Raw genomic sequence first — 23,246 nt, 5'->3', positions numbered from 1 at the left:
ACATGCCCTCACGCGGGGGTGAGAAGGTCGCCCGACTCCTCCACGTAGCAGACACCGCACAGCGACTCGTAGGTCACGAAGTGCTCGTCGCGCACCGCCGCGCCCTCGGCGTCGATCGCGACCTGGTCGCCGTCGAACACGAACCGGCCGGAGATGCGCCTGCCGTTGAAGAGCGCCTTGCGGCCGCACCGGCAGATGGTCTTCAGCTCCTCGAGCGAGTGCGCGATCTCGAGCAGCCGCCGCGACCCCGGGAACGCCAGCGTGCGGAAGTCGGTGCGGATGCCGTACGCCATCACGGGGATGCCGTCGAGCACCGCGATGCGGAACACATCGTCGACCTGCTGCGGCGTGAGGAACTGCGCCTCGTCGATGAGCAGGCACGCGACGTCGGCCGGCCGGTCGCCCGGGATGAGGGCATCCGACGCCTCGCGGCGCACGCGCGCACGGTGCGCCTCGAAGAGGTCGCGGACATCGCCATCCGCCGGCACGAGGAAGTCGACCGTGCGCGTGACGCCGAGCCGCGACGCGATCTGGTCTGCGCCCTTCGTGTCGATCTCGGGCTTCGCGAGGAGCACCGCCTGCCCGCGCTCCTCGTAGTTGTACGCGGCCTGCAGCAGCGCCGTGGACTTGCCCGAGTTCATCGCGCCGTAGCGGAAGTACAGTTTGGCCACCGGTCGAGTGTAGTCCGCGCGCGGCGCCGGCCCCGTCGACCGGGGCCCGTCCGGGACGCTAGGACGCGTGCGGGGTCCGGGCGGCGAGCAGCGGGAAGACGTGCTCGCGGTTGAGAGGGGCCTGCGACGCGTCGTGGATGGCCGCGCCCGGTGCGACCCAGCGGGCCTCCTCGATCTCCGCCTGCACGGCGGGCTCGACGTCCGCCTCCGTCTCGAACACGGTCGCGTGCAGCACGTGCCCCGCCTCGTTCGCGGCGTGCGTCGCGAACGCGCCGACCAGGCGCAGGTCGGATGGCCGCAGCACGATCCCGAGCTCCTCGCGCACCTCGCGCAGCGCCGTGTCGACGGCGCTCTCCCCCGCCTCCGGCTTCCCGCCGGGCAGCATGAACGCCGATGTGCCGCGCTTCCGCACCGTCAGCACCGTGCCATCCGCGCGGTGGAACGCGATGGCCGCGACGACGATCGTCGGCGCCGACGTCACGCGAGGACGCCGAGGGCCTCGGCCGTGCGCGCCGTCGTGCTCTTCGCCTTGGCCGCGTCGTCGTTGAGCGTCTCCCCGTACGTGGGGATGAGCGCCTTCAGCTGCGGCTCCCAGCCGGCGATGCGATCGGGGAAGCACGAGGCCAGCACGTTCAGCATGATCGTCGCCGCCGTGGAGGCGCCGGGCGACGCTCCCAGGAGACCCGCGATCGAGCCGTCGGCAGCCGAGACCACCTCGGTGCCGAACTGCAGCTTTCCGCCCTTCATCACCTGGGCGCGCTGACCGGCCTGGATGAGCTCCCAGTCCTCGGCCTTCGCCGTCGGCATGAAGACGCGCAGGCTGTCGAGCTTCTTCGCGGGGCTCTTCAGCAGCTCGGTCACGAGGTACTTCACGAGGTCGAGGTTCGTCGCACCGACCTTCAGCATCGAGCCGATGTTGTGCAGCCGCACCTGCGACACGATGTCGAAGAGCGACCCCTTCTTGAGGAACTTGGGGCTGAAGGTCGCGAACGGGCCGAACATGAGCGACCCCTCGCCCTCGACCATGCGCGCGTCGAGGTGCGGCACCGACATCGGCGGCGCGCCGACGGCGGCCTGCGAGTAGACCTTGGCCTGGTGCTTCGCGACGAGCGCGGGGTTGCTCGTCTTGAGGAACTGCCCGCCGATCGGGAAGACCCCGTACCCCTTGATCTCGGGGATGCCCGATCCCTGCAGGAGCTTGATCGCCCATCCGCCCGCCCCGACGAAGACGAAGCGCGCGTTGAGCTGCAGGGGCGCCTTGCCGATGCGGTTGCGGAAGCGGACGAGCCACGTGCCGTCCTTCTGCTTCGAGAGCTTCTTCACCTCGTGGTTCAGCAGCACCTCGGCGCCGCTGTCCTTGAGGTGGTCGAAGAGCTGGCGCGTGAGCGCGCCGAAGTCGACGTCGGTTCCGGCCGGAACGCGCGTCGCGGCGAACGGCTCGTCGGTCTTCCTCCGCTTCTCCATGAGCAGGGGCGCCCACTGGTGGATGACCCGGGAGTCCTCGGAGTACTCGATGCCGGCGAACAGGGGCTGCGTCTTGAGCGTCTCGTAGCGCCCCCGGAGATACGCGACGTCGCTCTTCCCCGTCACGAACGTCATGTGCGGCGTCGCGTTGATGAACGTCGACGGCGCGTCGAGGATGCCCTTCTCGACGAGGGAGGTCCACAGCTGGCGGCTCTGCTGGAACTGCTCGTTGATGCCGACCGCCTTCGAGGGGTCCTCGGGGTCGGGCATGTAGTTCAGCTCGCACAGGGCGGCATGGCCCGTGCCGGCGTTGTTCCAGGCGTTGGAGCTCTCCTGCGCGACCTCGCCGTCGCGCTCGAGGGCGACGATCTTCCAGTCGGGCTGCAGTTCCTTGAGCAGGGTGCCGAGCGTGGCGGACATGATCCCGCCGCCGATCAGCACGACATCGACGGTTTCACTCACCCGTCAATCCTATTCCCGCCTTTCGGACGCCCCCGACCATCCCAGCCCGAAAGAACGCGAGAACTTGCCGTGCGCGCATCCCCCGGGCCGGGCGGCCGTGGCGTCAGACCGCGGCGCGCGCCGACAGCTTCGCGGCGACGAGCTCGGCGATCTGCACGGCGTTGAGCGCCGCGCCCTTGCGCAGGTTGTCGTTCGAGATGAAGAGCACGAGGCCTTTGCCCTCTGGCGCCGACTGGTCGGCGCGGATGCGGCCGACGTAGCTGGGGTCGGAGCCGGCGGCCTGGAGGGGCGTCGGCACCTCCTCGAGCGCGACGCCGGGGGCGTCGGCGAGGATGGCGCGGGCACGGTCAGGCGTGATGTCCGACGCGAACTCGGCGTGGATGGAGAGCGAGTGGCCCGTGAAGACGGGGACCCGCACGCACGTGCCCGCGACCCGCAGGTCGGGGAGCTCGAGGATCTTGCGGCTCTCGTTGCGGAGCTTCTTCTCCTCGTCGGTCTCGTTCAGGCCGTCGTCGACGATGCTGCCGGCGAGCGGGATGACGTCGAACGCGATGGGCGCGACGTACTTCTCGGGCTGCGGGAAGTCGACAGCGGCGCCGTCGTGGACGAGACGGAGGGTGTCGCCCTGAGCGAGGACGCCCTCGACCTGCCCGAGGAGCTCCTGCGCACCTGCGAGACCCGAGCCCGACACCGCCTGGTAGGTGGAGACGAGGAGGCGCTCGAGACCCGCCTCCGCGTGCAGAGGCTTGAGGACGGGCATGGCGGCCATGGTCGTGCAGTTCGGGTTCGCGATGATGCCCTTGACGGCCTCGTCGATCGCGTGCGGGTTCACCTCGCTGACGACGAGCGGCACCTCGGGGTCCATCCGCCACGCGCTGGAGTTGTCGATGACGACCGCGCCGGCCGCGGCGAAGCGCGGCGCGTGCGCGCGCGACGCCGTCGCACCCGCGGAGAACAGCGCGATGTCGATGCCCGCGAGGTCGTCGGTCTCGACGTCCTCGACGACGACGGTCTCGCCGCCGAACTCGATCGCCGTCCCAGCCGAGCGGGCGGAGGCGAACAGACGCAGCTCGCGGATCGGGAACGACCGCTCCCCGAGAATCTCGCGCATCACGGCGCCGACCTGGCCGGTGGCGCCGACGACGGCGACGGAGAGTCCTGAATCAGAGATGCGGGTCATGGTGTTCCTCGGAAGACGCGTGAAGGGTTGCTCGATTCTACCGGGGCCGCGACGCGCCAGGCGCCGACGGCGAAGGCCCCCGCTCCGGCACGGAGCGGGGGCCTTCGACGACGCGGATGTCAGCGGCCGGTTCCGGCGTAGACCGTCGCCTCGATCTCGCCGTCGAGCCCGTACGCCGTGTGCACGGCGCGCGCGGCCTCGTCGAGCTCGGTGTCGCGGAGGATGACGGAGATGCGGATCTCACTCGTGGAGATCATCTCGATGTTGATGCCGGCCGCGCTCAGCGCCTCGAACAGCGTGAGCGAGACGCCCGAGTGGGTGCGCATGCCCGCGCCCACGACGGAGAGCTTGCCGACCTGGTCGTCGTAGACGAGGCTCTCGAAGCCGCTCTCCCCCTGGGCGGCCGACAGCGCCTTCGCGACCTCCGCGGCGGACTGCTTGGGCAGGGTGAACGAGATGTCGGTGCGGCCGGGCTTCGCCGACTGCACGTTCTGCACGATCATGTCGATGTTCGCGCCCGTCTTCGCGACGAGGGTGAAGATCTCCGCGGCGGAGCCGGGGACGTCGGGGACCCCGAGCACCGAGATCTTCGCCTGGCTGCGGTCGATCGCGACGCCGGCGACGACCGGCTCTTCCTTGCCGATGGCCTCGTCGGACATGTTCTCTCCCTTTGCGACGCGAGGGGACGCCATCCCCTCGCCCAGAACGTAGGTGCCCTCGTTCGACGTGAACGTCGACCGGGCGTGGATGAGCACGCCGTGGCGACGGGCGTACTCGACGGCGCGGATGTAGAGGACCTTGGCGCCGTTGGCGGCGAGCTCGAGCATCTCCTCGGCCGTGACCGTGTCGAGCTTGCGGGCGAGCGGGATGACGCGCGGATCGGCGGTGAAGATGCCGTCGACGTCGCTGTAGATCTCGCACACGTCCGCGTCGAGTGCGGCCGCGAGGGCGACCGCCGTGGTGTCGGACCCGCCGCGGCCGAGCGTCGTGATGTCCTTGGTGTCGCGGTTGAAGCCCTGGAAGCCCGCGACGATGACGATCGCCCCGTCGTCGAGCGCCTCGCGCAGCCGCACGGGCGTGACGTCGACGATGCGGGCGGAGCCGTGGTCGGCCGTCGTGATCATGCCCGCCTGGCTGCCCGTGAACGAACGCGCCTCGAAGCCCATCGAATGGATGGCCATCGCCAGCAGGGCCATCGAGATGCGCTCGCCGCTGGAGAGCAGCATGTCGAGCTCGCGCGGCGCCGGCACGGGGGCGACCTGCCCGGCCAGGTCGAGCAGCTCATCCGTGGTGTCGCCCATGGCGCTCACGGCGACGACGACGTCGTTGCCGGCGCGTCGGGTGTCGACGATGCGCTTGGCGACGCGCTTGATGCTCTCGGCGTCGGCGACGGACGATCCGCCGAACTTCTGGACGATCAACGCCAAGGTGGGGCTCCTCGATGCGTACGGGATGCGGCAGGCGCAGAGCGCGCCTCCCCCGATCTTAGAGGGCGGACCGCCGATGCCTCGACGCGGGTCAGAGTCGCCGGCGCCCCTCGAAGGCGCGGCCGAGCGTGACCTCGTCGGCGTACTCGAGGTCGCCGCCGACGGGGAGCCCGGAGGCGAGCCGCGACACGGCGATCTCGAGCGTCGTCAGCAGCCGGCTGAGGTAGGCGGCGGTCGCCTCGCCCTCCAGGTTCGGGTTCGTCGCGAGGATGACCTCCTGCACGGTGCCGTCGGCGAGGCGCGACATGAGCTGGGCGATGCGCAGGTCGTCGGGGCCGACGCCGGCGATCGGGCTGATGGCGCCGCCGAGCACGTGGTAGCGGCCCCGGAACTCCCGCGTGCGCTCGATCGCGGCGACGTCCTTCGCGTCCTCCACGACGCAGATGACGGTGAGGTCGCGCCGGGGGTCGCGGCAGATGGCGCACGTCTCGCTCTCGGAGACGTTGCCGCAGATCTCGCAGAAGCGCACGCGCTCGCGGACCTCCCGCAGCAGCTCGGACAGCCGCGACACGTCGAACGCGGGGGTCTGCAGGATGTGGAAGGCGATGCGCTGCGCCGACTTGGGGCCGATTCCGGGGAGCCGGCCGAGCTCGTCGATCAGCTCCTGGACGATGCCGTCGTACATGGCTGGATGGTGTCCTCTGTCGGGGGTGTCACAGGAAGCGGGTCACGGGCTCGTACGGCTCCTCATGCAGGAAGGTCGCACCGAGCACCTGCCGGACGACGGCCTCGCCGTACCGCTGGATGCCGTCGCCGCCGACCTGCCGCCGCTGCACCGTGGGAGCGGGCGGCGGCTGCGGGGCGATGGCCTCCGCCGGTTCCGGCGGGATGTCGCCGGGGTCGATGTCGTCGTCCTCCGGTGCGGGCGTCGGCACGGGGTACGGCGCCGCTGCGGCCGCGGGCACCGCGGGGGCGACGCCGGAGGCGGGCGCGGCAGGCGCGGCCGACGTAGCCGGCGCCTGCCGAGGGATGGGCGCCGAGGCGGCCGGCGCCTGCGCGATCCGAGGCGTGTGCGGGTCGGGATCGGCGTCGCCGTCCGGAGAGGACGGTCCTTCCGCCTCGACGGCGACGGCCGCCGCGCCGGGGATCGGCGCGACGGCCCACTCCGTCACCGCGGCGTTCGACGCGGCCGTCGCGCCGCCCGGCTGACCGCCGGAGCCCGCGCGCGGCGCCTCGCTCGATGGACGGGCGGGCGAACCTGCCTGGTTGCCAGCGGGCTGCGGCGCGGAGGGTCGGCCGTCTCCCCCGCCGGGTCCGCCCTGGCCGCCGGGACCACCCTGGCCGCCGGGACCACCGGAGCCGGGGTCGAGCCGGGCGAGGTACTTCACGCGGATGCCGAGCTCCGCCGCGATGGCGCCGCGCAGATCCTCGCTCGGCCCGCCGCCCTGCGGTGTGCGCTGCTTGAAGGACGCCAGGTCGCTCGCGTTCGTGAACGCGAGCGTGAGGACGTCGCCCTCGGCCGCGACAGGGCGGGCGCTCTGGAGCACGAGCCAGGTCGAGCGGCTCCGCTGCTCGAGCGTCTGGAGGACCGACGACCACGCTCCGCTGACGGCGGGAAGCGTGAGCGCCGCGGTCGGCTCGGGTCGCCGCGGTGCAGGCTCCGGTTCGTAGGCGGGCTCGTACGGCGGTTCGTCCTCGTCGGCCGGAAGCGGAGCGTCGTCGATCGGAACGCCCCCCGCAGGAGCGCCGGCACGGGAGCCGGGCCGAGGAGGCTCCGCGCGTGCGGCCGGCTCCGCCGTGCGCACGGGCCCGTCGGCCCCGGGCGGGATGGTCGCCCATCCGGCGGCGGGGACCGTGCCGTCGTCGACGGCGTGGCTCCCCGATGCGGCACCGGAGGGCCGATCCGCGACCTCGGAGGGCCGATCTGCGATCTCGGAGGGGTCGCCCGCACCCGGCGCCGTGGTCCGCCCCGGCGCCGCCTCGCGTGCAGGCGCGGTCGCCGTCGTCGTCTCGGTCTCGTCGGCGCGCGGCGCGGCAGCGGGAGGAGCGGCCGGGGCGGCAGCGGGAGGAGCAGCAGGGGCCGGAGCCTCGACCGGCGCCGCAGCAGGCGCCGCCACCGGAGGAGCGGCAGGAGCGGCCACCGGCGCAGCGGGGGGCGCAGCGGCCGGGGGCGCAGCCGGAGCCGCAACAGGCGCCGCAACAGGCGCCGCCACCGGCGCAGCAGCAGGCGCCGCCACCGGAGGAGCGGCAGGAGCGGCCACCGGCGCAGCAGCCGACGCCGCCGCCGGGCCGCCCGCGACGGCGCGCGCCGTCGAGGCCGAGCTCGTCGCGACCGCGCTCGCCGACGCCGCGGGGGCGGCCTGCGCGCCCTGGGTGAGCACGCGGGCGATCATGAGCTCGAGCTGCAGACGGGGCGACGTGGCGCCCGACATGGCGTCGAGGGCGGCGCTCACGACGTCGGCCGTGCGCGAGAGCCTGTCGGCTCCGAAGCGCTGCGCCTGCTGACCCATGCGGTCGAGCTCGTCGGCGGGGATGCCGCGCAGCACGGCGGATGCACCGGCTCCCGTCGCCGCGATGACGATGAGGTCTCGCAGGCGCTCGAGCAGGTCGTCGACGAAGCGGCGCGGGTCCTGCCCCGTCTGCACGACGCGGTCGACGGCGCCGAACGCCGACCCCGCGTCGGCGAGCGCGAACGCGTCGACGACCTCGTCGAGGAGCTCGCCGTGCGTGTAGCCGAGCAGGGCGACGGCGCGCTCGTATCCGACGTTGCCGCCCTCCGACCCCGCGATGAGCTGGTCGAGGATCGACAGCGTGTCGCGCGGCGAGCCCCCGCCCGCACGCACGACGAGCGGCAGCACGCCGGGCGCGACCGCCACGCCCTCCTCGGCGCAGAGCTTCTCGACGTAGCCGAGCATGGCCGCGGGCGGCACGAGGCGGAACGGGTAGTGGTGCGTGCGCGAGCGGATCGTCCCGATGACCTTGTCGGGCTCGGTCGTCGCGAAGATGAACTTCACGTGGGCCGGAGGCTCCTCGACGAGCTTGAGCAGCGCGTTGAAGCCCTGCGGCGTCACCATGTGTGCCTCGTCGAGGATGAAGATCTTGAAGCGGTCGCGGGCGGGCGCGAAGATCGCGCGTTCGCGCAGGTCGCGCGCGTCGTCGACGCCGTTGTGGCTCGCGGCGTCGATCTCGACGACGTCGAGCGAGCCGCCGCCCGTGCGGGAGAGCTCGACGCAGCTGTCGCACGTCCCGCACGGGGTGTCCGTGGGCCCCTCCGCGCAGTTCAGGCAGCGCGCGAGGATGCGGGCGGAGGTGGTCTTGCCGCAGCCGCGCGGGCCCGAGAACAGGTAGGCGTGCCCGATGCGGTCGCCCCGCAGGGCGGTCATGAGCGGTTCCGTGACCTGCGCCTGGCCGATCATCTCCCCGAAGGTCTCCGGCCGGTAGCGGCGATACAGTGCGGTGGTCACGGATCCAGCCTACGGCTCGCCGCCGACATCGCGCCGCGCGGCGGGGGCGCTCCCCTCGCGCGGCGGCGGATGGTCACGCGGCCAGCGCCTCCGCCATCCGCGCGACGCCCTCGCCGCGTGCGAGGAGCTCGGCGACGAGGATGCGGGCCTGTCCCGCCCGCAGGGTCCGGGCCAGCACGGCGCCGGACGACACGAGATCGTGTCCTCCGCCTCCGCCTCCGTAGACGGCCGCGAGCGAGCCGCGCGGCACGCGGCTCGAGACGACGACGGCGACGCCCGCGTCGACGCACCGGCGCACCCCCGCGACGACGTCGGCCGACGCGTTGCCCGTTCCGAGGGCCAGGAGCACGATGCCGCGTGCGCCCGCGGCGAGGCTCGCGTCGAGGTGGACGTCATCGCCGCCCGGGACGACCGCGACCAGGTCGACGCGCACGGCGGCGACCCCGTCGTGCGCCCGTCGGGCCGTCGCGAGCGCGGGGGCGAGCGCGTCGTCGTTGCGCCGGAAGGCGTCGGGATGGTCGGTGCGGGCCTTGTACGCCCCCCAGGCGGGCAGCACGCGCCCTCCGAAGGCGATGACGGCGCCGCCCGTCGCGGGATGGCGCGGCGCGGGCTCGCTCCCCGATGCGATCGCGAGCGCATGCGCGAGGTTGGCCGGTCCATCCGCACGCGGGTCGTCCGGCAGGAACTGCGCGCCCGTGACGACGATGGGGCGCGGATCGGCGCCGCACTGCAGCCCGACGAGCAGAGCGGTCTCCTCCATCGAGTCGGTGCCGTGGGAGACGACGACACCGCGCACCGCGGGGTCGGCGAGCGCGTCGGCGACGGCATCGGCGATGGCCTGCATGTCGGCCAGCCGGAGGGCCGACGAGTCCAGCGCCATCAGCTCGACGACGCGCAGCGGCACGTCGGCGCCGGCGGCGAGCTCCTCGCCGGACAGCACGGGCACCGCGGCGCCGTGCGCGGACAGGCGACCGGCGATCGTCCCGCCCGTGGCGATCACGACGACGTGGGGCGTGCTCGACACGGTCTCCGCCTTCGGCTCGGGCGGTTCGTTCACCGCGCAGATCTGGCAAGCTGCCAGACAGGTCAGAGCAGAAGGATACGCCAGACCGGAGCCGAGCGCACTCAGCCCAGGGCGGCCGACCTCGTCAGCGGGATGACGACGCGCTCGACCTCGCCGAGGTGCTGCCTCATCGCCTCGCGGGCCTCGATGGGCGATCCCACCCCGATCGCCTGGGCGATGTGCCGGTGCTCCCGGCTCGAGGGCTCCCTGCGCGCCGCGACGCGGTTGACGAGCTCCGACTGCCGGGCCAGCGCATCGCGGATGTCGGCCACCGCCTTGGCGAAGACGGCGTTGCCCGAGGCCTGCGCGATGAGCGAGTGGAACCGCGAGTCGAGGAGAACCCACTCGTGGGGGTCGTCGCACGCGTCCATCTCGTCGCACAGCGCCGTGAGGGCGTCGCGCTGCTCGTCCGTGCGGCGCTCCGCCGCGAGCCCCGCGGCCGGCACCTCGATGTGCGGCCGCGCCTCCATGAGATCGCGCGCGGAGAACTCGCCGTAGGCGAGCTCCACCTCGGCGCGATCGGCGATGACGTACGTCCCGCTGCCCGTCCGCGTGCGGGTCAGGCCGAGCGTCTGCAGCGAGCGCAGCGCCTCCCGGATGATGGGTCGGCTGACGGCGTACCGCTCGGCGAGGAGCGCCTCGGACGGCAGGCGGGTGCCCACGGGGAGGGCTCCGCGCGCGATGGCGCCGCGGAGGTCCTCGATCACGGACTCGGCCACGCTGCGCCGGGAGACGGGCGCGACGCTCGCGGTCCATTCATCGGGCATGGAGTCAACTGTCGGCATCCGGGCCCGCGATGTCAAACCGCGGGCCCGGTCGCGTCACTCGCCCGCGCGGTCGACGAGGTCGTCCGCCACGATCGGGATGGCCGTCGTGACAGGCGGCAGCGTGGGCTCGAGCGGCGTGCCGTCCTCGCGACGCAGCGACGAGTGGCGTCGCATCGTGGGACGGCCGGGGATGACCGGCCCCTGGTCGGCGAGCGGGACGACGGCGTCGGCGGCCGCGCTCGCGACGTACTCGGCCCCGCGCACGCCGAACGCCACCGGCTCGCCCGCCGTGACGTGCACGCGAAGCTCCGAGCGGCGGATGGTGACCTCGAGCTGCGATCCCTGCCAGGTCAGCGCGAACTGCAGCTGCGGCCATCCCTCCGGCAGGCGCGGATCGAAGGTGAGCGCGCCGTCGTGGTCGCGCATCCCTCCGAAGCCCGAGACCAGCGCCGTCCACACGCCGCCCGCGGACGCGACGTGCACGCCGTCGGAGGTGTTGCGGTGCATGTTCGCGAGGTCGACGAAGAGCGCGTGCTCGAAGTACTCCAGGGCGAGGTCCTGGTAGCCGACCTCGGCCGCGAGGATCGACTGCACGACGGCCGACAGGGTCGAGTCGCCCGTCGTGAGCGGGTCGTAGTAGTCGAAGTCGGCCTTCTTCTCGGCCGCCGTGAACTGGTCGCCCTGCAGGAACAGCGCGAGCACGACGTCGGCCTGCTTGAGCACCTGGAACCGGTAGATGACGAGCGGATGGAAGTGGAGCAGGAGCGGCCGCTGCTCGTCGGGCGTGTGCTCCAGATCCCAGACCTCCCGCTCGAGGAACAGGGCGTCCTGCGGGTTGATGCCGAGGTTCTCGTTGTAGGGGATGTACATGGCGTCGGCCGCGCGCTCCCACACCTCCGGCTCCCCCGCGTCCAGCTGGACCCGGTCGACGAGGTCGCGGTAGGCGCGCCCCGACCGCTCGGCCAGCTGCCGGACGACCTCGGCCGCCGCCCGCAGGTTGAAGCGCGCCATGACGTTCGTGAAGAGGTTGTCGTTGACGACCGTCGTGTACTCGTCGGGGCCCGTGACGCCGTGGATGTGGAAGCTCTCCTCGCCGTCGGTCTGGCGCCAGAACCCGAGGGTCGTCCAGAGCCGCGCGGTCTCCACGAGCACGTCGGCGCCCTCGCGCGCCATGAACTCGACGTCGCCCGTCGCCCGCACGTACCGGACGAGGGCGAAGGCGATGTCGGCGTTGATGTGGTACTGCGCCGTGCCGGCGGCGTAGTACGCCGACGCCTCCTCGCCGTTGATCGTGCGCCACGGGAAGAGCGCTCCGGCCTCGCTCATCTGCGCCGCGCGGCGCCGCGCGGCGGGCAGCATCTTCGTCCGCATGCGCATGGCGTTGCGCGCCCACAGCGGCGTCGTGTACGCGAGGAACGGGAGGATGTAGATCTCGGTGTCCCAGAAGTAGTGCCCGGAGTACCCCGACCCCGTGACGCCCTTGGCCGGGACGCCCCAGCCGTCTGCGCGTGCCGAGGCCATCGCGAGCTGCAGGAGGCACCACCGGGTGGCCTGCTGCAGGTCGTCGTGGCCCGCGATGCGCACGTCGGATCGCGCCCAGAAGCCGTCCATCCAGGCCCGCTGCGCCGTGTGCAGGGCCGCGGCCCCCACGAGCATGGTGCGGTCGAGGGTGCGCCGGCAGCGGTCGACGAGCTCGGACGGCGGCACGCTGCGCGAGGTGTGGTACGACACGAACTTCGTGATGGTGACGGGCACGCCGGCGCGCGCGTCGATGCGGAAGACGTTCTTCGCGATGTCGGGGTCGATGAGGGCCCGGTGGGTGTAGGGGTTCGTCGTCTCCACCACATGGTCGGCCACGACCGCGAGCGTCATGCCCGACGACGCTGCGCGGTACGACAGCGCGGACCGGGTGCCGTCCTGCCAGTGCTCGTCGGGGACGAGGACGCGGTCGGCCTCGATGCGCTCGGCCCTGCGCGGATCGAACGATCCCGTCGCCGCGGCGGGCCGGCCCCCGTAGACGTCCTGCCCGTCCTGGCGGTTGATGAGCTGGCAGTTGACGACGACGGGCGCGTCGGCGTTGAGCACCGTGACGGTCATCCGCTCGACGGCGAGGTGGCGCTCCTCGAACGGCACGAGCCGGTCGGACTCGAGCAGCACCTCCTTGCCCGACGGCGTCACCCACAGCAGGCGGCGGCGCAGCACCCCGTCGCGGAAGTCGAGCACGCGCTCGTACTCCCGCACGTCGGCGAGGTCGAGCGAGAGCGGCTCGTCGTCGACGTACACGCGCATGACCTTCGGGTCGGGCACGTTGACGATGGTCTGGCCCACCTCGGCGAAGCCGTAGGCGCTCTCGGCGTGGCGGATGGGCCAGGTCTCGTGGAACCCGTTGATGAACGTGCCGTGCTCATGCGCGTGGCGTCCCTCGGGGTAGTTGCCGCGCAGGCCGAGGAAGCCGTTGCCGACGGCGAAGTTCGTCTCCGTCACGCCCGCATCGTCCTCGGAGTAGCGCGTCTCGACGAGACGCCAGGGGTCGACGGGAAAGCGGTCGCGGTCGATCATGCGGATGCTCCGGATGTCGGGGGCGGATGCCCGGGCGGGGGTGGGCGGACGGCCCGTGCAGCTCAGTGCCGCTGCTCCGTGCGGCTGCTCGGTGCTGCGGATCGGTGCTGCGGATCAATGGTGCGGATCGGGGCTGCGGACGAGCGCTGTTCAGCGCGATGCGGGTCCGACGAGCTCGGCGAGGTCGTCGACGACGATGTGCGCTCCTGCCGCGGCGAGGGTCGCCGCCCCGGCGCCGCGGTCGACGCCGACGACGAGGCCGAACCCGCCGGCCGCCGCCGAGGCGACGCCGCTCAGGGCGTCCTCCACGGCGGCCGAGCGGGCGGGCGAGACGCCGAGGAGCCGTGCGCCCGCGAGGAACACGTCGGGCGCGGGCTTCGACGGCAGGTGGTCGCGCTCGGCCAGGAGGCCGTCGACGATCACGGGGAACCGGCCGCGGATGCCGGCTGCATCGAGGACGTCCCCGGCGTTCTTCGAGCTCGACACGACCGCGACGGGCACGCCGGCCGCGTCGAGGGCGTCGAGGAGCGCGAGCGAACCGGGGTACGCCGCGATGCCCTCCGCCTCGAGCACCGCGGAGAAGACGGTGTTCTTGCGGTTGCCGATGCCGCAGACCGTGTCGACGGAGGGATCGTCCGCGGGGTCGCCCCACGGGATCTCGACGTCGCGGCTGCGCAGCAGCGCCGCGACGCCGTCGTAGCGCTTCTTGCCGTCGAGGTGGTCGAAGTAGTCCTGATCGGCGTAGGGCGGCTCGATCTCCCACTGCGCGAAGAGCTGCTCGAACATCGTGCGCCAGGCGTGCATGTGCAGGTCGGCGGTCGGCGTGAGGACGCCGTCGAGATCGAACAGCACGGCGTCGTACCGGGTGAGGTCGGGAAGTGTCGCGTCGGGCAGTGAGGTCACAGATCCTCCGTCACGCAGGATGTCCGGGTCGACCCCAGCGTAGTGCGTCAGGCGGCCGTCGCCGCCAGGGCTTGACGGGCGATCTCGAGCTCCTCGTCCGTCGGGACGACGAGCACGGCGACGCGCGCGCCCTCGGGCGAGATGACGCCGACCTCGCCGCGCCGCACCGACGCGTTGCGCTCGGCGTCGACCTCGACGCCCGCGAACGCGAGCGTCGCGAGCGCGCCGGCGCGGACATCCGCCACGTTCTCGCCGACCCCGGCCGTGAAGGAGACGACGTCGACGCCGCCGAGCTGCGCGATGTAGGCGCCCGCGTACGCGCGCAGGCGGTGGATGTACACGTCGAACGCGAGCTGCGCGGCGGCATCTCCCGCCGCCCGCCGTTCCTGGATGTCGCGCATGTCGGAGACGCCGGCGAGCCCGAGCAGGCCGCTGCGCTTGTTGAGGAGCGTGTCGAGGTCGCCCGTCGTCATGTCGGCGCGGCGGGCGAGCTGGAACAGCACGGCGGGATCCAGGTCGCCCGACCTCGTGCCCATGACGAGACCCTCGAGCGGGGTCATCCCCATCGACGTCTCGACCGACCGACCGCCGTCGACGGCCGTGACGGACGCGCCGTTGCCGAGGTGGAAGACGAGCTGGCGCAGCTCATCGAGGGGGCGCCCGAGGAATCGCGCGGCGGTCTCGGAGACGTACTTGTGGCTCGTGCCGTGGAACCCGTAGCGGCGCACGCGGTGGGCGGCGGCGACCTCGCGGTCGATCGCGTACGTGTAGGCCGCGGGAGGCAGCGTCTGGTGGAAGGCCGTGTCGAACACGGCCACGTGGGCGACGTCGGGGAACGCCGCCCGCGCCGCGCGGATGCCCTGCAGCGCGCCGGGGTTGTGCAGCGGCGCGAGCACCGACAGCTCGTCGATGTTGATCTCGACGAGGTCGGTCACCACGGTGGGCTCGAAGAACCGCGCGCCGCCGTGGACGACGCGGTGCCCGACCGCGGCGAGCGCCGCGGGATCGAGTACGGGCCCGTGCGCCGCGAAGGCCTCCAGCATGACGCGGAACCCGGCGGTGTGGTCGGGGATGGCCGTCTCGCGTCGGTGGGTGGCGTCGGCGATGGCGGGCGACGGCTCGCCCGCGCCGGCCGCGAAGCGCACGGTGTGGCTCGCGGAGCCGAGCTCCTCGCCGATCCGCTCGACGAGGCCCGAGGCGAGCACGCGCTCGTCCGCCATGTCGATCAGCTGGTACTTGAACGACGAGGAGCCGCTGTTGACGACGAGGACCTGCTGCGCGCTCATGCGCCCTCCCCCTGGGCCTGGATGGCGGTGATGGCGACGGTGTTGACGATGTCGTCGACGAGGGCGCCGCGCGAGAGGTCGTTGATGGGCTTGTTCAGCCCCTGCAGCACGGGGCCGATCGCGACGGCGCCGGCCGACCGCTGCACGGCCTTGTAGGTGTTGTTTCCCGTGTTGAGGTCGGGGAAGACGAACACCGTCGCGCGGCCGGCGACGGCGGAGCCGGGCAGCTTGGCCTTCGCGACGGCCGCGTCGGCGGCGGCGTCGTACTGGATCGGCCCCTCGATCGGCAGCTCGGGAGCGCGCTCACGCGCGATGCGGGTCGCCTCCCGCACCTTGTCGACGTCGGCGCCCGAGCCCGACTCGCCCGTGGAGTACGACAGCATCGCGACGCGCGGGTCCACGCCGAACTGCCGGGCCGTGGCGGCGGAGGAGACCGCGATGTCGGCGAGCTGCTCGCTCGTGGGGTCGGGGATGACGGCGCAGTCGCCGTACACGAGCACGCGGTCGGCGAGCGCCATGAGGAAGACGCTCGACACGACCGAGACGCCGGGCTTCGTCTTGATGATCTCGAACGCCGGGCGGATGGTGTGCGCCGTCGTGTGCGCGGCGCCCGAGACCATCCCGTCGGCGAGGCCCAGGTGCACCATCATCGTGCCGAAGTAGCTGACGTCGGTGACGGTGTCGGCGGCGCGCTCGTACGTCATGCCCTTGTGCGAGCGCAGCCGTGCGTACTCGGCGGCGAACTTGTCGACGTGCACGGGGTCGAAGGGGCTCAGCACGGTCGCCTGCGAGATGTCGACGCCCAGCTCGATCGCGCGGGCGCGCACCTCGAAGGGCTCGCCGAGGATCGTGAGGTCGGCGACCCCGCGCTGCAGCAGGATGCCCGCCGCCCGCAGCACGCGGTCGTCGTCGCCCTCGGGCAGGACGATGCGACGGCGGTCCGACCGGGCCCTCTCGAGGAGCGCGTACTCGAACATGAGCGGCGTCACGACGGTCGACTGGGCGACGCCCAGCACGAGGGTGAGGTCGGCGATGTCGACGTGCTTCTCGAACAGCGACAGCGCGAGGTTGTAGCGCTGCGGCGACGACGCGGCGAGCCGGCCGCGGGCGCCCATGACGCGCACGGCGGTGGCGTAGGTGTCGCCGTCGGCGCGGATGATCGGCAGGCGCGATCCGAGCCCGTCGAGGAGCCGCGACACCGACTCCGGCACCTCGAAGGGGCCGTTCAGGATGATGCCGGCGATCGAGGGGAAGGTGCCGGAGGCGTTGGCGAGGAGGGCCGCGAGCAGCACCTCGCTGCGATCGCCCGGGACGATGAGGCAGGCGCCCTCGGTGATGCGCGGCAGCACGTTCTCCATCGACATGGCCGCCACGACGACCCCGAGCGCCTCGCGCGTGAGGAGCGCCTCGTCGCCGCCCACGAGGCGGCCGTCGACAGCGCGCATGACGTCCCGCATCGACGGGGCCACGAGCATGCGGTCCTCCGGGATGGCCCAGACCGGGATCCCCGGGACGGCGCCGCGCACATCGTCGATGGTGTCGTCGAGGCGGTCGCCGTCCGCGCGGTTGACGACGACGGCGAGCAGCTCGGCTCGTTCTCGCACGACCTCGGGCACTGCGAGAGCGGCGATCTGCGCCATCTCGCCGGGAGTGCGCGCGGCGGTCGTGCCGAGCTGCTCGGAGTGCCCCTGGTGCGCGCGCCCGCCGAGCACGAGCAGGACGGGGATGCCGAGGTTCGCGGCGACCCGCGCGTTGTAGGCGAGCTCCGCGGGGCTGCCCACATCGGTGTAGTCGCTGCCGAGCACGACGACTGCGTCGCACGTCGCCTCGACGGCCTTGAACCGCGCGACGATCGTCGCGAGCGCCGCATCCGGATCGGCGCGCACGTCGTCGTAGGTCACCCCCACGCACTCGTCGTACGCGAGGTCGGTGCCGTCGTGGTCGATCAGCATCTCGAGGACGTAGTCGCGCTCGTCCGCCGAGCGCGCGATGGGGCGGAACACGCCGACGCGGGGCGTCGCCCTGCTGAGGGCGTCGAGCATCCCGAGCGCGATCGTCGACTTGCCGGAGTGACCCTCCGCTGACGTGATGTAGATGCTTCTCGCCACGATTTCTACCCTATGTCGAAGAAGGGCGATGCGACGGGCTCCACAGCGGATTCTCCGCGGGGAATGAAAAGACTCTCCGCGTACCCGGCAGAGCCCGGTTACCCTTGCTACGTTTCCGTCCTGGGGGAGTTGGCCTGGATGCCGCCACGCGGAGAGCTGACATCAGTCTAACCCGGATTGCGAGGTGCCCCGTGACAGAGACCATGTCGGCCGAGGTGTTCCAGGAGTCGGCGGGCGGCATCGCGCGCGCCGTGTCGAGTGTCATCGACGGGAAGCCTGCGGCCGTCGACAGCGCCGTCATCACGCTCCTCGCCGAGGGGCACCTGCTCATCGAGGACGTCCCCGGCGTCGGCAAGACCCAGCTCGCCCGCGCGCTCGGCGCGTCGATCGCCGCGAGCGTGCGCCGCATCCAGTTCACCCCCGATCTCCTCCCGAGCGACGTCACGGGCGTGTCGGTGTTCGATCCCGCCCGGCGGGAGTTCGAGTTCAAGCCGGGGGCCGTGTTCGCGAACGTGGTCATCGCCGACGAGATCAACCGCTCGTCGCCGAAGACCCAGTCCGCGCTCCTCGAGGCCATGGAGGAGGTGCAGGTGACGGTCGACGGCCGCACCCATCCGCTCCCCTCCCCGTTCCTCGTCGTCGCCACCCAGAACCCGCTCGAGATGGAGGGGACGTACGCGCTGCCCGAGGCGCAGCGCGACCGCTTCATGATGCGCATCTCGATGGGCTACCCCGACGCGGAGGCGGAGGAGCTCATGCTGCGCCAGCGCGACACCGCGAACCCCCTCGACGCCCTGCGACCCGTCGTCGACGTGGACAGGGTCGCCGCGCTCATCGCCTGGGCGCGTGCCGTGCACGTCGCGCCCGTGGTCGCGCAGTACGCCGTCGCGCTCGCTCAGGCCACACGGCGCCATCCCGATCTCCGGCTCGGGGCGAGCCCGCGCGCGACCATCCAGCTCGTCCGCGCCGCGAAGGTGCGTGCGGCGCTCGACGGACGCGACTACGTCATCCCCGACGACGTCTCGGCGCTCCTCGTCCCGGTGTTCGCGCACCGCCTCATCCCGACCAGGGCGGCGTCCGCGCACCGCGGAGAGCACGAGGCCGTGCCGACGGTCCTCGCCCGCATCGTGCAGTCGATCCGCGTGCCGCTCGCGACGGCGCGCTGAGCGCATGTCGCCGTGGCCGCTCACCGCCAGGGGCACGGGCGCCGTGCTGCTGGGCGCCGGCCTGTGCGTCGCCGCGCACCTGCTGGGCTCCGCGGAGGCGCTCGCGTTCGGCGTGCTCCTGCTCGCGCTCGTCGCCGCGTGCCTGCTGTCGCTGTACCTGCGCACGCGCCCCGAGCGCGTCGTCCGGACGCTGCGGCCGGAGTCGGTGTCGATTGGCGATGAGGCCCTCGTCGAGCTGCGCATCTCGGGCCGCTCGGCGCTGCCGACCCCCGGCGGCCGCTGGGCCGACGGGCTGCCCGCCGGGTTCTCGGGCGATCCGACCGGTGCGTTCCCCGCGATGCTCCTTCCCCGGCGCGGGGCGAACGACACGCTGAGGCTGGAGTATGCCGTCACGGGCATGCGCCGCGGCACGTGGGCCCTGGGGCCCCTGTCGGTCGTCGAGCACGACCCCTTCGGCATCGCCCGCCGCAGCCGCCGACTCGGCGAGCGCACGGCGGCGACCGTGACGCCGTGCATCGTGCCGCTCGCCCCGCTCCCGCGCACCGCCGGCGACTCGGGGCTCGCGCTCACGACCGCGGAGCGTCGCGGCCAGGGAAGCGACAACCTCATCCCCCGCCCCTACGCGCCCGGAGACTCGATGCGCCGCATCCACTGGCGCGCCTCCGCTCGGCTGGGCGACTTCATGGTGCGCGAGGAGGAGCAGGAGGCGTCGCCGCACGCCGTCGTCGTGCTCGACCGCGGCACGGCGCGCTGGTCGGACGAGGCGGCCTCCCCGGGAGCCGACGCCGCGTTCGAGACCGCCGTCGCGCTCGTCGTCTCGGCCGCGTGGCGGCTCGCCGGAGACGGCTATCTCGTGAGCGTGGTCGACGGCGACGGCGCGCTCCTCGCCGCACTCGGCGTGCAGGGCGCCTCGCACGTCGACGAGCGCGCCGACCTGCTGCGCGCGTTCGCCTCCGTCGCGACGCGCTCGTCCGACACGCTGCCGAAGCTGGCGGACACGCTGGCGGGCGCCGCGACGGGACCGCTCGTCGTCGTCGTCGGCCGGCTCGAGGCGGCCGACGTCCCCTCGCTCTCCCGGCTGTCGCGGTGGGGCGCCCTCCCCTTCCTCTTCGCGGCGGCGCCCGGCGTCGAGGCGCTCGACGCGGCCGGGCGCTCGGGATGGCGCGCGCACGCGCTCGGCGACGACCCGGCCGCCGCATGGGCGCTGGCGACGGCGACCGGGGGCTCGCGTGTCGGCGTCTGAGCCGGCCGGCATGCGCCGGCCGCGTCCCCGCAGGAGACGTGCCGACGCTGCGCTGGCCGTGTGGACCGGCATCGCCGTCATCGCCGCTGTGCTGCCGCTCGCGCGCATCGTGACGCCATCGTGGCTTCCCGGCACCGTGCTCGTGGTCGCGATCGTGCTCGCCGCCGGCTTCGCGGTGCGGCGCACCCGCCGCCCCGGATGGGCCGTGGTGGCGGAGATCGCCGCATGGGTCGTCTGCGCGACGGTCGCGCTCCCGGCGTCCGTGCCGCGCGCCGTCGTCGTGCCCGTGCCGGAGACGTTCCCCGCGTTCGACCGCCTCCTCATCCGCGTCGCGGAGGAGATCCTCCAGGGCGTCGCCCCGCTCGACGCGTCGAGCGGCCTGTCGTGGGTTCTCCTCGCCGCGATCGGCCTGTTCGCGATCGCGATGGCGCACGTCGTCCTCACCGCTCGCCTGCCTCTCCTCGCCGCGGTCGGATTCATCACGGTGTCGCTCATCCCGTCGTTCGTCGTGCCGCAGCGCGTCGAGCCGGTGTACTTCGTGCCCCTCGCGGTCGCGGTCCTCCTCCTGCTCCGCGCCGACACGCGGGCGCGCGATCCGCGTCGCGGGGTCGGCCACGCCGTGTCGGCGTCGGCCGTCGCCGCCGTCGTCGGGACCGTCGCCGTCGTCGCGGCCCTCGCCATCCCGCCGTTCCTGCCGCAGCCCGTCGCCAGGCCGGGATCGGGCCTCGGTCCCACGACGACGATCGATGCCGACCTCGACCTCGGAGCGAGCCTGCGCGAGCCCTCGCAGACCGAGGTGCTGCAGCTCACGACGGCCGTCGGCTCGGCGCCCTACCTCCGGGTCGCGACGCTGTCGTCGTTCGACGGCGACGTGTGGACGCCCGATACGGGGGCCCTCACGGGTGCGGGGGCCGCTCTCCCCGGCGTCCCCGGCATCGAGGTCGCGACCGTGCCCGGAACGGCGCGCATCGAGATCACGCGCCTCGCCGGCGAGTTCCTCCCCGTCCCCTACGCTCTGACGGGCCTCGACGCCGACGGCGCGTGGTCGATGCTGGAGGCCAACCGCACGATCGCATCGAGCTCGGAGACGTCGCTCGGCGCCGAGTACGGGGTGCAGTGGCAGCGCGCCACGCCGACGCGCGAGCAGGCGCAGGCGGCGGCGGTCGGAGCCGACGCCCCCGCGCAGGCGCTCGCCCTCCCAGCGCTCCCCGACATCGTCACCTCCCTCGCGCAGGAGGTCACGGCGGAGGCGTCATCACCGTACGACCGGCTCCGCGCGCTGCAGACGTGGTTCCGCGGAGGTGCGTTCGCCTACTCCCTCGACGCGCCCGTCGAGGAGGGCTTCGACGGCTCGGGGGTCGAGGCGATCGCCCGGTTCCTCGAGGTGCGCTCCGGCTACTGCGTGCACTTCGCGTCGGCGTTCGCGGTCATGGCCCGCTCGCTCGGGATCCCGACGAGGGTCGTCGTCGGGTACCTGCCCGGCACGTCGACGGGCACCGCCGACGACGAGGACGGCGCCTTCGTGTACTCGTACACGAGCGCGCAGCTGCACGCATGGCCGGAGGCCTACCTCGACGGCATCGGATGGACGCCGTTCGAGCCGACCGCATCGCTCGGCGTGCCGACGAACTTCCTCCCCGAGACGCCGGGCGAGGCCGGCTCCGAGGAGGAGGCGCCCCTGCTGCCGAGCAGCGCCCCGACGCCGACCGCGACGGCGGACGATGCGGGCCGGGCCCCCGAGGACGTCGGCGGCGGGGTCGCGCAGGGCGACGACGACGGCCTCGCGCGAGCGCTCGCCGCGACGGGCGCAGCCGTGCTGGCGCTCCTCGCGCTGCTGCTGCCCTTCCTCGTCCGGACGGCGAGGCGGATGCGCCGGTTCGGCGCGGGCGACGACGCGCGCCCCCGCGCCGTGTGGCGGGAGGTCGTCGATCTCGCGATCGACGCCGGCGTGCCGGTCGCCGCGAGCGACAGCCCGCGCGCGCTCGGAGCGCGCCTCGTCGCGGAGCACGGCGCGCCGTCCGCCGACGTGGATCGGCTCGTGGGCGCCGTGGAGCGCTCCGCCTACGGCCGCGAGGGCGGCGCCCTCACTCAGGAGGCCGCCGCGGCCTCCGTCGAGCGCATCCGCCTCGCCCTCCTTCCCACCCGCGGCTCGCGCGCTCGTGCGGCGCTCCTGCCGCGATCGCTCGCCGTCCGGCCGACCGTGGTCGACCCGGTCTGAGCGCCAGGGACGCGGTGGCTCACGCCACGGGGACGACGGCGTTCTTGCCGACGAGCGTGATCCCGCTCGGCGTCACGGCGAAGCCGCGCGCCATGTCCGCATCCCGTGAGATCCCGATCGACGCGCCCGCCTCGACGACGACGTTCTTGTCGAGGATGGCGCGGCGCACGGTCGCGCCCGGCTTGATGCGGGCGTTCTCGAAGATGATCGAGTCGCTCACGTGCGCGCCCGATTCCACGATGCCGCCCGTCCCGAGCACGCTGCGCTCGATGTGCGCGCCCGACACGACGGTGCCGCCCGCCACGAGCGAGTCGATGACGGTGCTCAGCGTGCCGCGCGCGTCGCGCGTGAACTTCGCCGGGGGCATGTTCACCTGCTGCGTGAAGATCGGCCACTCCTGGTTGTACAGGTTGAACACGGGCAGCACCGAGATGAGGTCCTGGTGCGCCTCGAAGTACGAGTCGATCGTCCCCACGTCGCGCCAGTAGTACCGATCACGCGGCGACGCGCCGGGCACGGTGTTGCGCTTCATGTCGTACACGCCCGCCGTGCCGCGCTCGACGAACGCCGGGATGATGTCGCCGCCCATGTCGTGGTTCGAGTCGGGCCGGTCGCCGTCGCGGAGCACCTCGTCGATGAGCGCCTGGGCCGTGAAGACGTAGTTGCCCATGGACGCGAGCACCTCGCCGGGCGAATCGGGCAGGCCCTCCGGATCCTGCGGCTTCTCGAGGAACTCCCTGATCCGCGTGGGCTCCTCCGGGTCGATGTCGATGACGCCGAACTGGTTGGCGAGCGAGATGGGCTGGCGGATGGCCGCGACCGTGGCGTCGGCACCGGACGCGATGTGCGCCTCGATCATCTGGTCGAAGTCCATGCGGTACACGTGGTCGGCGCCGACGACGACGATGTAGTCGGGATGCTCGTCGTACACGAGGTTGAGGCTCTGCAGGATGGCGTCGGCCGACCCCTGGAACCACCTCTTGCCGAGGCGCTGCTGAGCGGGCACGGACGCGATGTACGACCCGAGGAGGCCGTTCATGCGCCACAGCTGCGAGATGTGGCGGTCGAGGCTGTGCGACTTGTACTGCGTGAGCACGACGATCTGACGCAGACCGGAGTTGATGAGGTTCGACAGCGCGAAGTCGATGAGACGGTACTGACCCCCGAACGGCACCGCGGGTTTCGCCCGGTCCTCGGTGAGCGGCATGAGCCGCTTGCCTTCGCCGCCTGCGAGAACGATGCCGAAGATCTTGGCCATGGCCTCA

17 protein-coding genes and 1 other RNA gene are annotated in these 23,246 nt (G+C 72.9%); 3 read left to right on the top strand and 15 right to left on the bottom strand.

The features are described 5' to 3' along the window. Nucleotides 1-8: 8 nt before the first annotated feature. From ABD998_RS16910 to ffs, 14 genes are all read right to left on the bottom strand, one after another. On the bottom strand, nt 9-671 hold the full coding sequence (locus ABD998_RS16910; protein ID WP_345441920.1) for a thymidine kinase: 663 nt from the start codon (nt 669-671) through the stop codon (nt 9-11). Between the two features lie 58 nt (nt 672-729). Beyond that, nucleotides 730-1,152 (bottom strand): NUDIX hydrolase, encoded by a 423-nt coding sequence (locus ABD998_RS16905; protein ID WP_345441917.1) that lies wholly within the window; start codon nt 1,150-1,152, stop codon nt 730-732. After that, nucleotides 1,149-2,555, bottom strand: a complete 1,407-nt coding sequence (gene mqo / locus ABD998_RS16900) for a malate dehydrogenase (quinone) (RefSeq protein ID WP_425563002.1) — start codon at nt 2,553-2,555, stop codon at nt 1,149-1,151. Before mqo ends, ABD998_RS16905 begins: the two co-directional genes overlap by 4 nt. Before the next feature lie 145 nt (nt 2,556-2,700). Continuing rightward, a complete protein-coding gene (locus tag ABD998_RS16895; protein WP_345441911.1) occupies nt 2,701-3,777 on the bottom strand; it encodes an aspartate-semialdehyde dehydrogenase in 1,077 nt (358 codons plus the stop codon). A 119-nt stretch (nt 3,778-3,896) separates the two neighbouring features. Next, a complete protein-coding gene (locus tag ABD998_RS16890) occupies nt 3,897-5,204 on the bottom strand; it encodes an aspartate kinase (RefSeq protein ID WP_345441908.1) in 1,308 nt (435 codons plus the stop codon). A 91-nt stretch (nt 5,205-5,295) separates the two neighbouring features. Then, nucleotides 5,296-5,889 (bottom strand): recombination mediator RecR, encoded by a 594-nt coding sequence (gene recR, locus ABD998_RS16885; RefSeq protein ID WP_345441905.1) that lies wholly within the window; start codon nt 5,887-5,889, stop codon nt 5,296-5,298. Nucleotides 5,890-5,917: 28 nt separating this feature from the next. Beyond that, nucleotides 5,918-8,668 (bottom strand): DNA polymerase III subunit gamma and tau, encoded by a 2,751-nt coding sequence (locus tag ABD998_RS16880; RefSeq protein WP_345441902.1) that lies wholly within the window; start codon nt 8,666-8,668, stop codon nt 5,918-5,920. A 73-nt stretch (nt 8,669-8,741) separates the two neighbouring features. Continuing rightward, nucleotides 8,742-9,692 carry an asparaginase gene (locus tag ABD998_RS16875; RefSeq protein WP_345441899.1) on the bottom strand — a complete coding sequence of 317 codons (951 nt, stop codon included), beginning with the start codon at nt 9,690-9,692 and terminating at the stop codon, nt 8,742-8,744. Between the two features lie 101 nt (nt 9,693-9,793). Next, entirely contained in the window at nt 9,794-10,498 is a 705-nt protein-coding gene (locus ABD998_RS16870) for a FadR/GntR family transcriptional regulator (RefSeq protein ID WP_345441896.1), read from the bottom strand. Nucleotides 10,499-10,552: 54 nt separating this feature from the next. Then, nucleotides 10,553-13,057: a glycoside hydrolase family 65 protein gene (locus ABD998_RS16865; protein ID WP_345441893.1), complete on the bottom strand. Its 2,505-nt coding sequence runs from the start codon at nt 13,055-13,057 to the stop codon at nt 10,553-10,555. A gap of 150 nt (nt 13,058-13,207) precedes the next feature. Further along, nucleotides 13,208-13,951: an HAD family hydrolase gene (locus ABD998_RS16860; protein WP_345442124.1), complete on the bottom strand. Its 744-nt coding sequence runs from the start codon at nt 13,949-13,951 to the stop codon at nt 13,208-13,210. A gap of 56 nt (nt 13,952-14,007) precedes the next feature. Further along, complete coding sequence (locus ABD998_RS16855) at nt 14,008-15,246, bottom strand: acetate kinase (protein ID WP_345441890.1); 1,239 nt, start codon at nt 15,244-15,246, stop codon at nt 14,008-14,010. After that, the gene (gene pta / locus ABD998_RS16850) at nt 15,243-17,354 is read right to left on the bottom strand and encodes a phosphate acetyltransferase (protein ID WP_345441887.1); all 2,112 of its coding nucleotides are present in this window, start codon (nt 17,352-17,354) and stop codon (nt 15,243-15,245) included. The genes ABD998_RS16855 and pta overlap by 4 nt, the downstream gene beginning before the upstream one ends. Before the next feature lie 64 nt (nt 17,355-17,418). Next, nucleotides 17,419-17,515: signal recognition particle sRNA small type (ffs, locus tag ABD998_RS16845), an RNA gene on the bottom strand. A gap of 42 nt (nt 17,516-17,557) precedes the next feature. On the opposite strand from ffs, the gene ABD998_RS16840 reads away from it, so the two are divergent. Genes ABD998_RS16840 through ABD998_RS16830 form a run of 3 tightly spaced genes read left to right on the top strand, consistent with a single transcriptional unit; the run spans nt 17,558 to nt 21,981 of the window. Next, nucleotides 17,558-18,520, top strand: a complete 963-nt coding sequence (locus tag ABD998_RS16840) for an AAA family ATPase (protein ID WP_345442121.1) — start codon at nt 17,558-17,560, stop codon at nt 18,518-18,520. 4 nt (nt 18,521-18,524) lie between these two features. Beyond that, nucleotides 18,525-19,763, top strand: a complete 1,239-nt coding sequence (locus ABD998_RS16835; protein ID WP_345441884.1) for a DUF58 domain-containing protein — start codon at nt 18,525-18,527, stop codon at nt 19,761-19,763. Nucleotides 19,764-19,773: 10 nt separating this feature from the next. Then, entirely contained in the window at nt 19,774-21,981 is a 2,208-nt protein-coding gene (locus ABD998_RS16830; RefSeq protein WP_345441881.1) for a transglutaminase TgpA family protein, read from the top strand. A 19-nt stretch (nt 21,982-22,000) separates the two neighbouring features. Here ABD998_RS16830 and glgC read toward each other — a convergent pair whose 3' ends face one another. After that, the gene (glgC, locus tag ABD998_RS16825; protein WP_345441878.1) at nt 22,001-23,239 is read right to left on the bottom strand and encodes a glucose-1-phosphate adenylyltransferase; all 1,239 of its coding nucleotides are present in this window, start codon (nt 23,237-23,239) and stop codon (nt 22,001-22,003) included. Between the last annotated feature and the right edge of the window lie 7 nt (nt 23,240-23,246).

The organism is Microbacterium gilvum (assembly GCF_039543865.1).
In the GTDB taxonomy this organism is placed as follows: domain Bacteria; phylum Actinomycetota; class Actinomycetes; order Actinomycetales; family Microbacteriaceae; genus Microbacterium; species Microbacterium gilvum.
The sequence above is the reverse complement of the archived record's forward strand: the minus strand, read 5'-3'. Positions and strand labels throughout refer to the sequence as shown.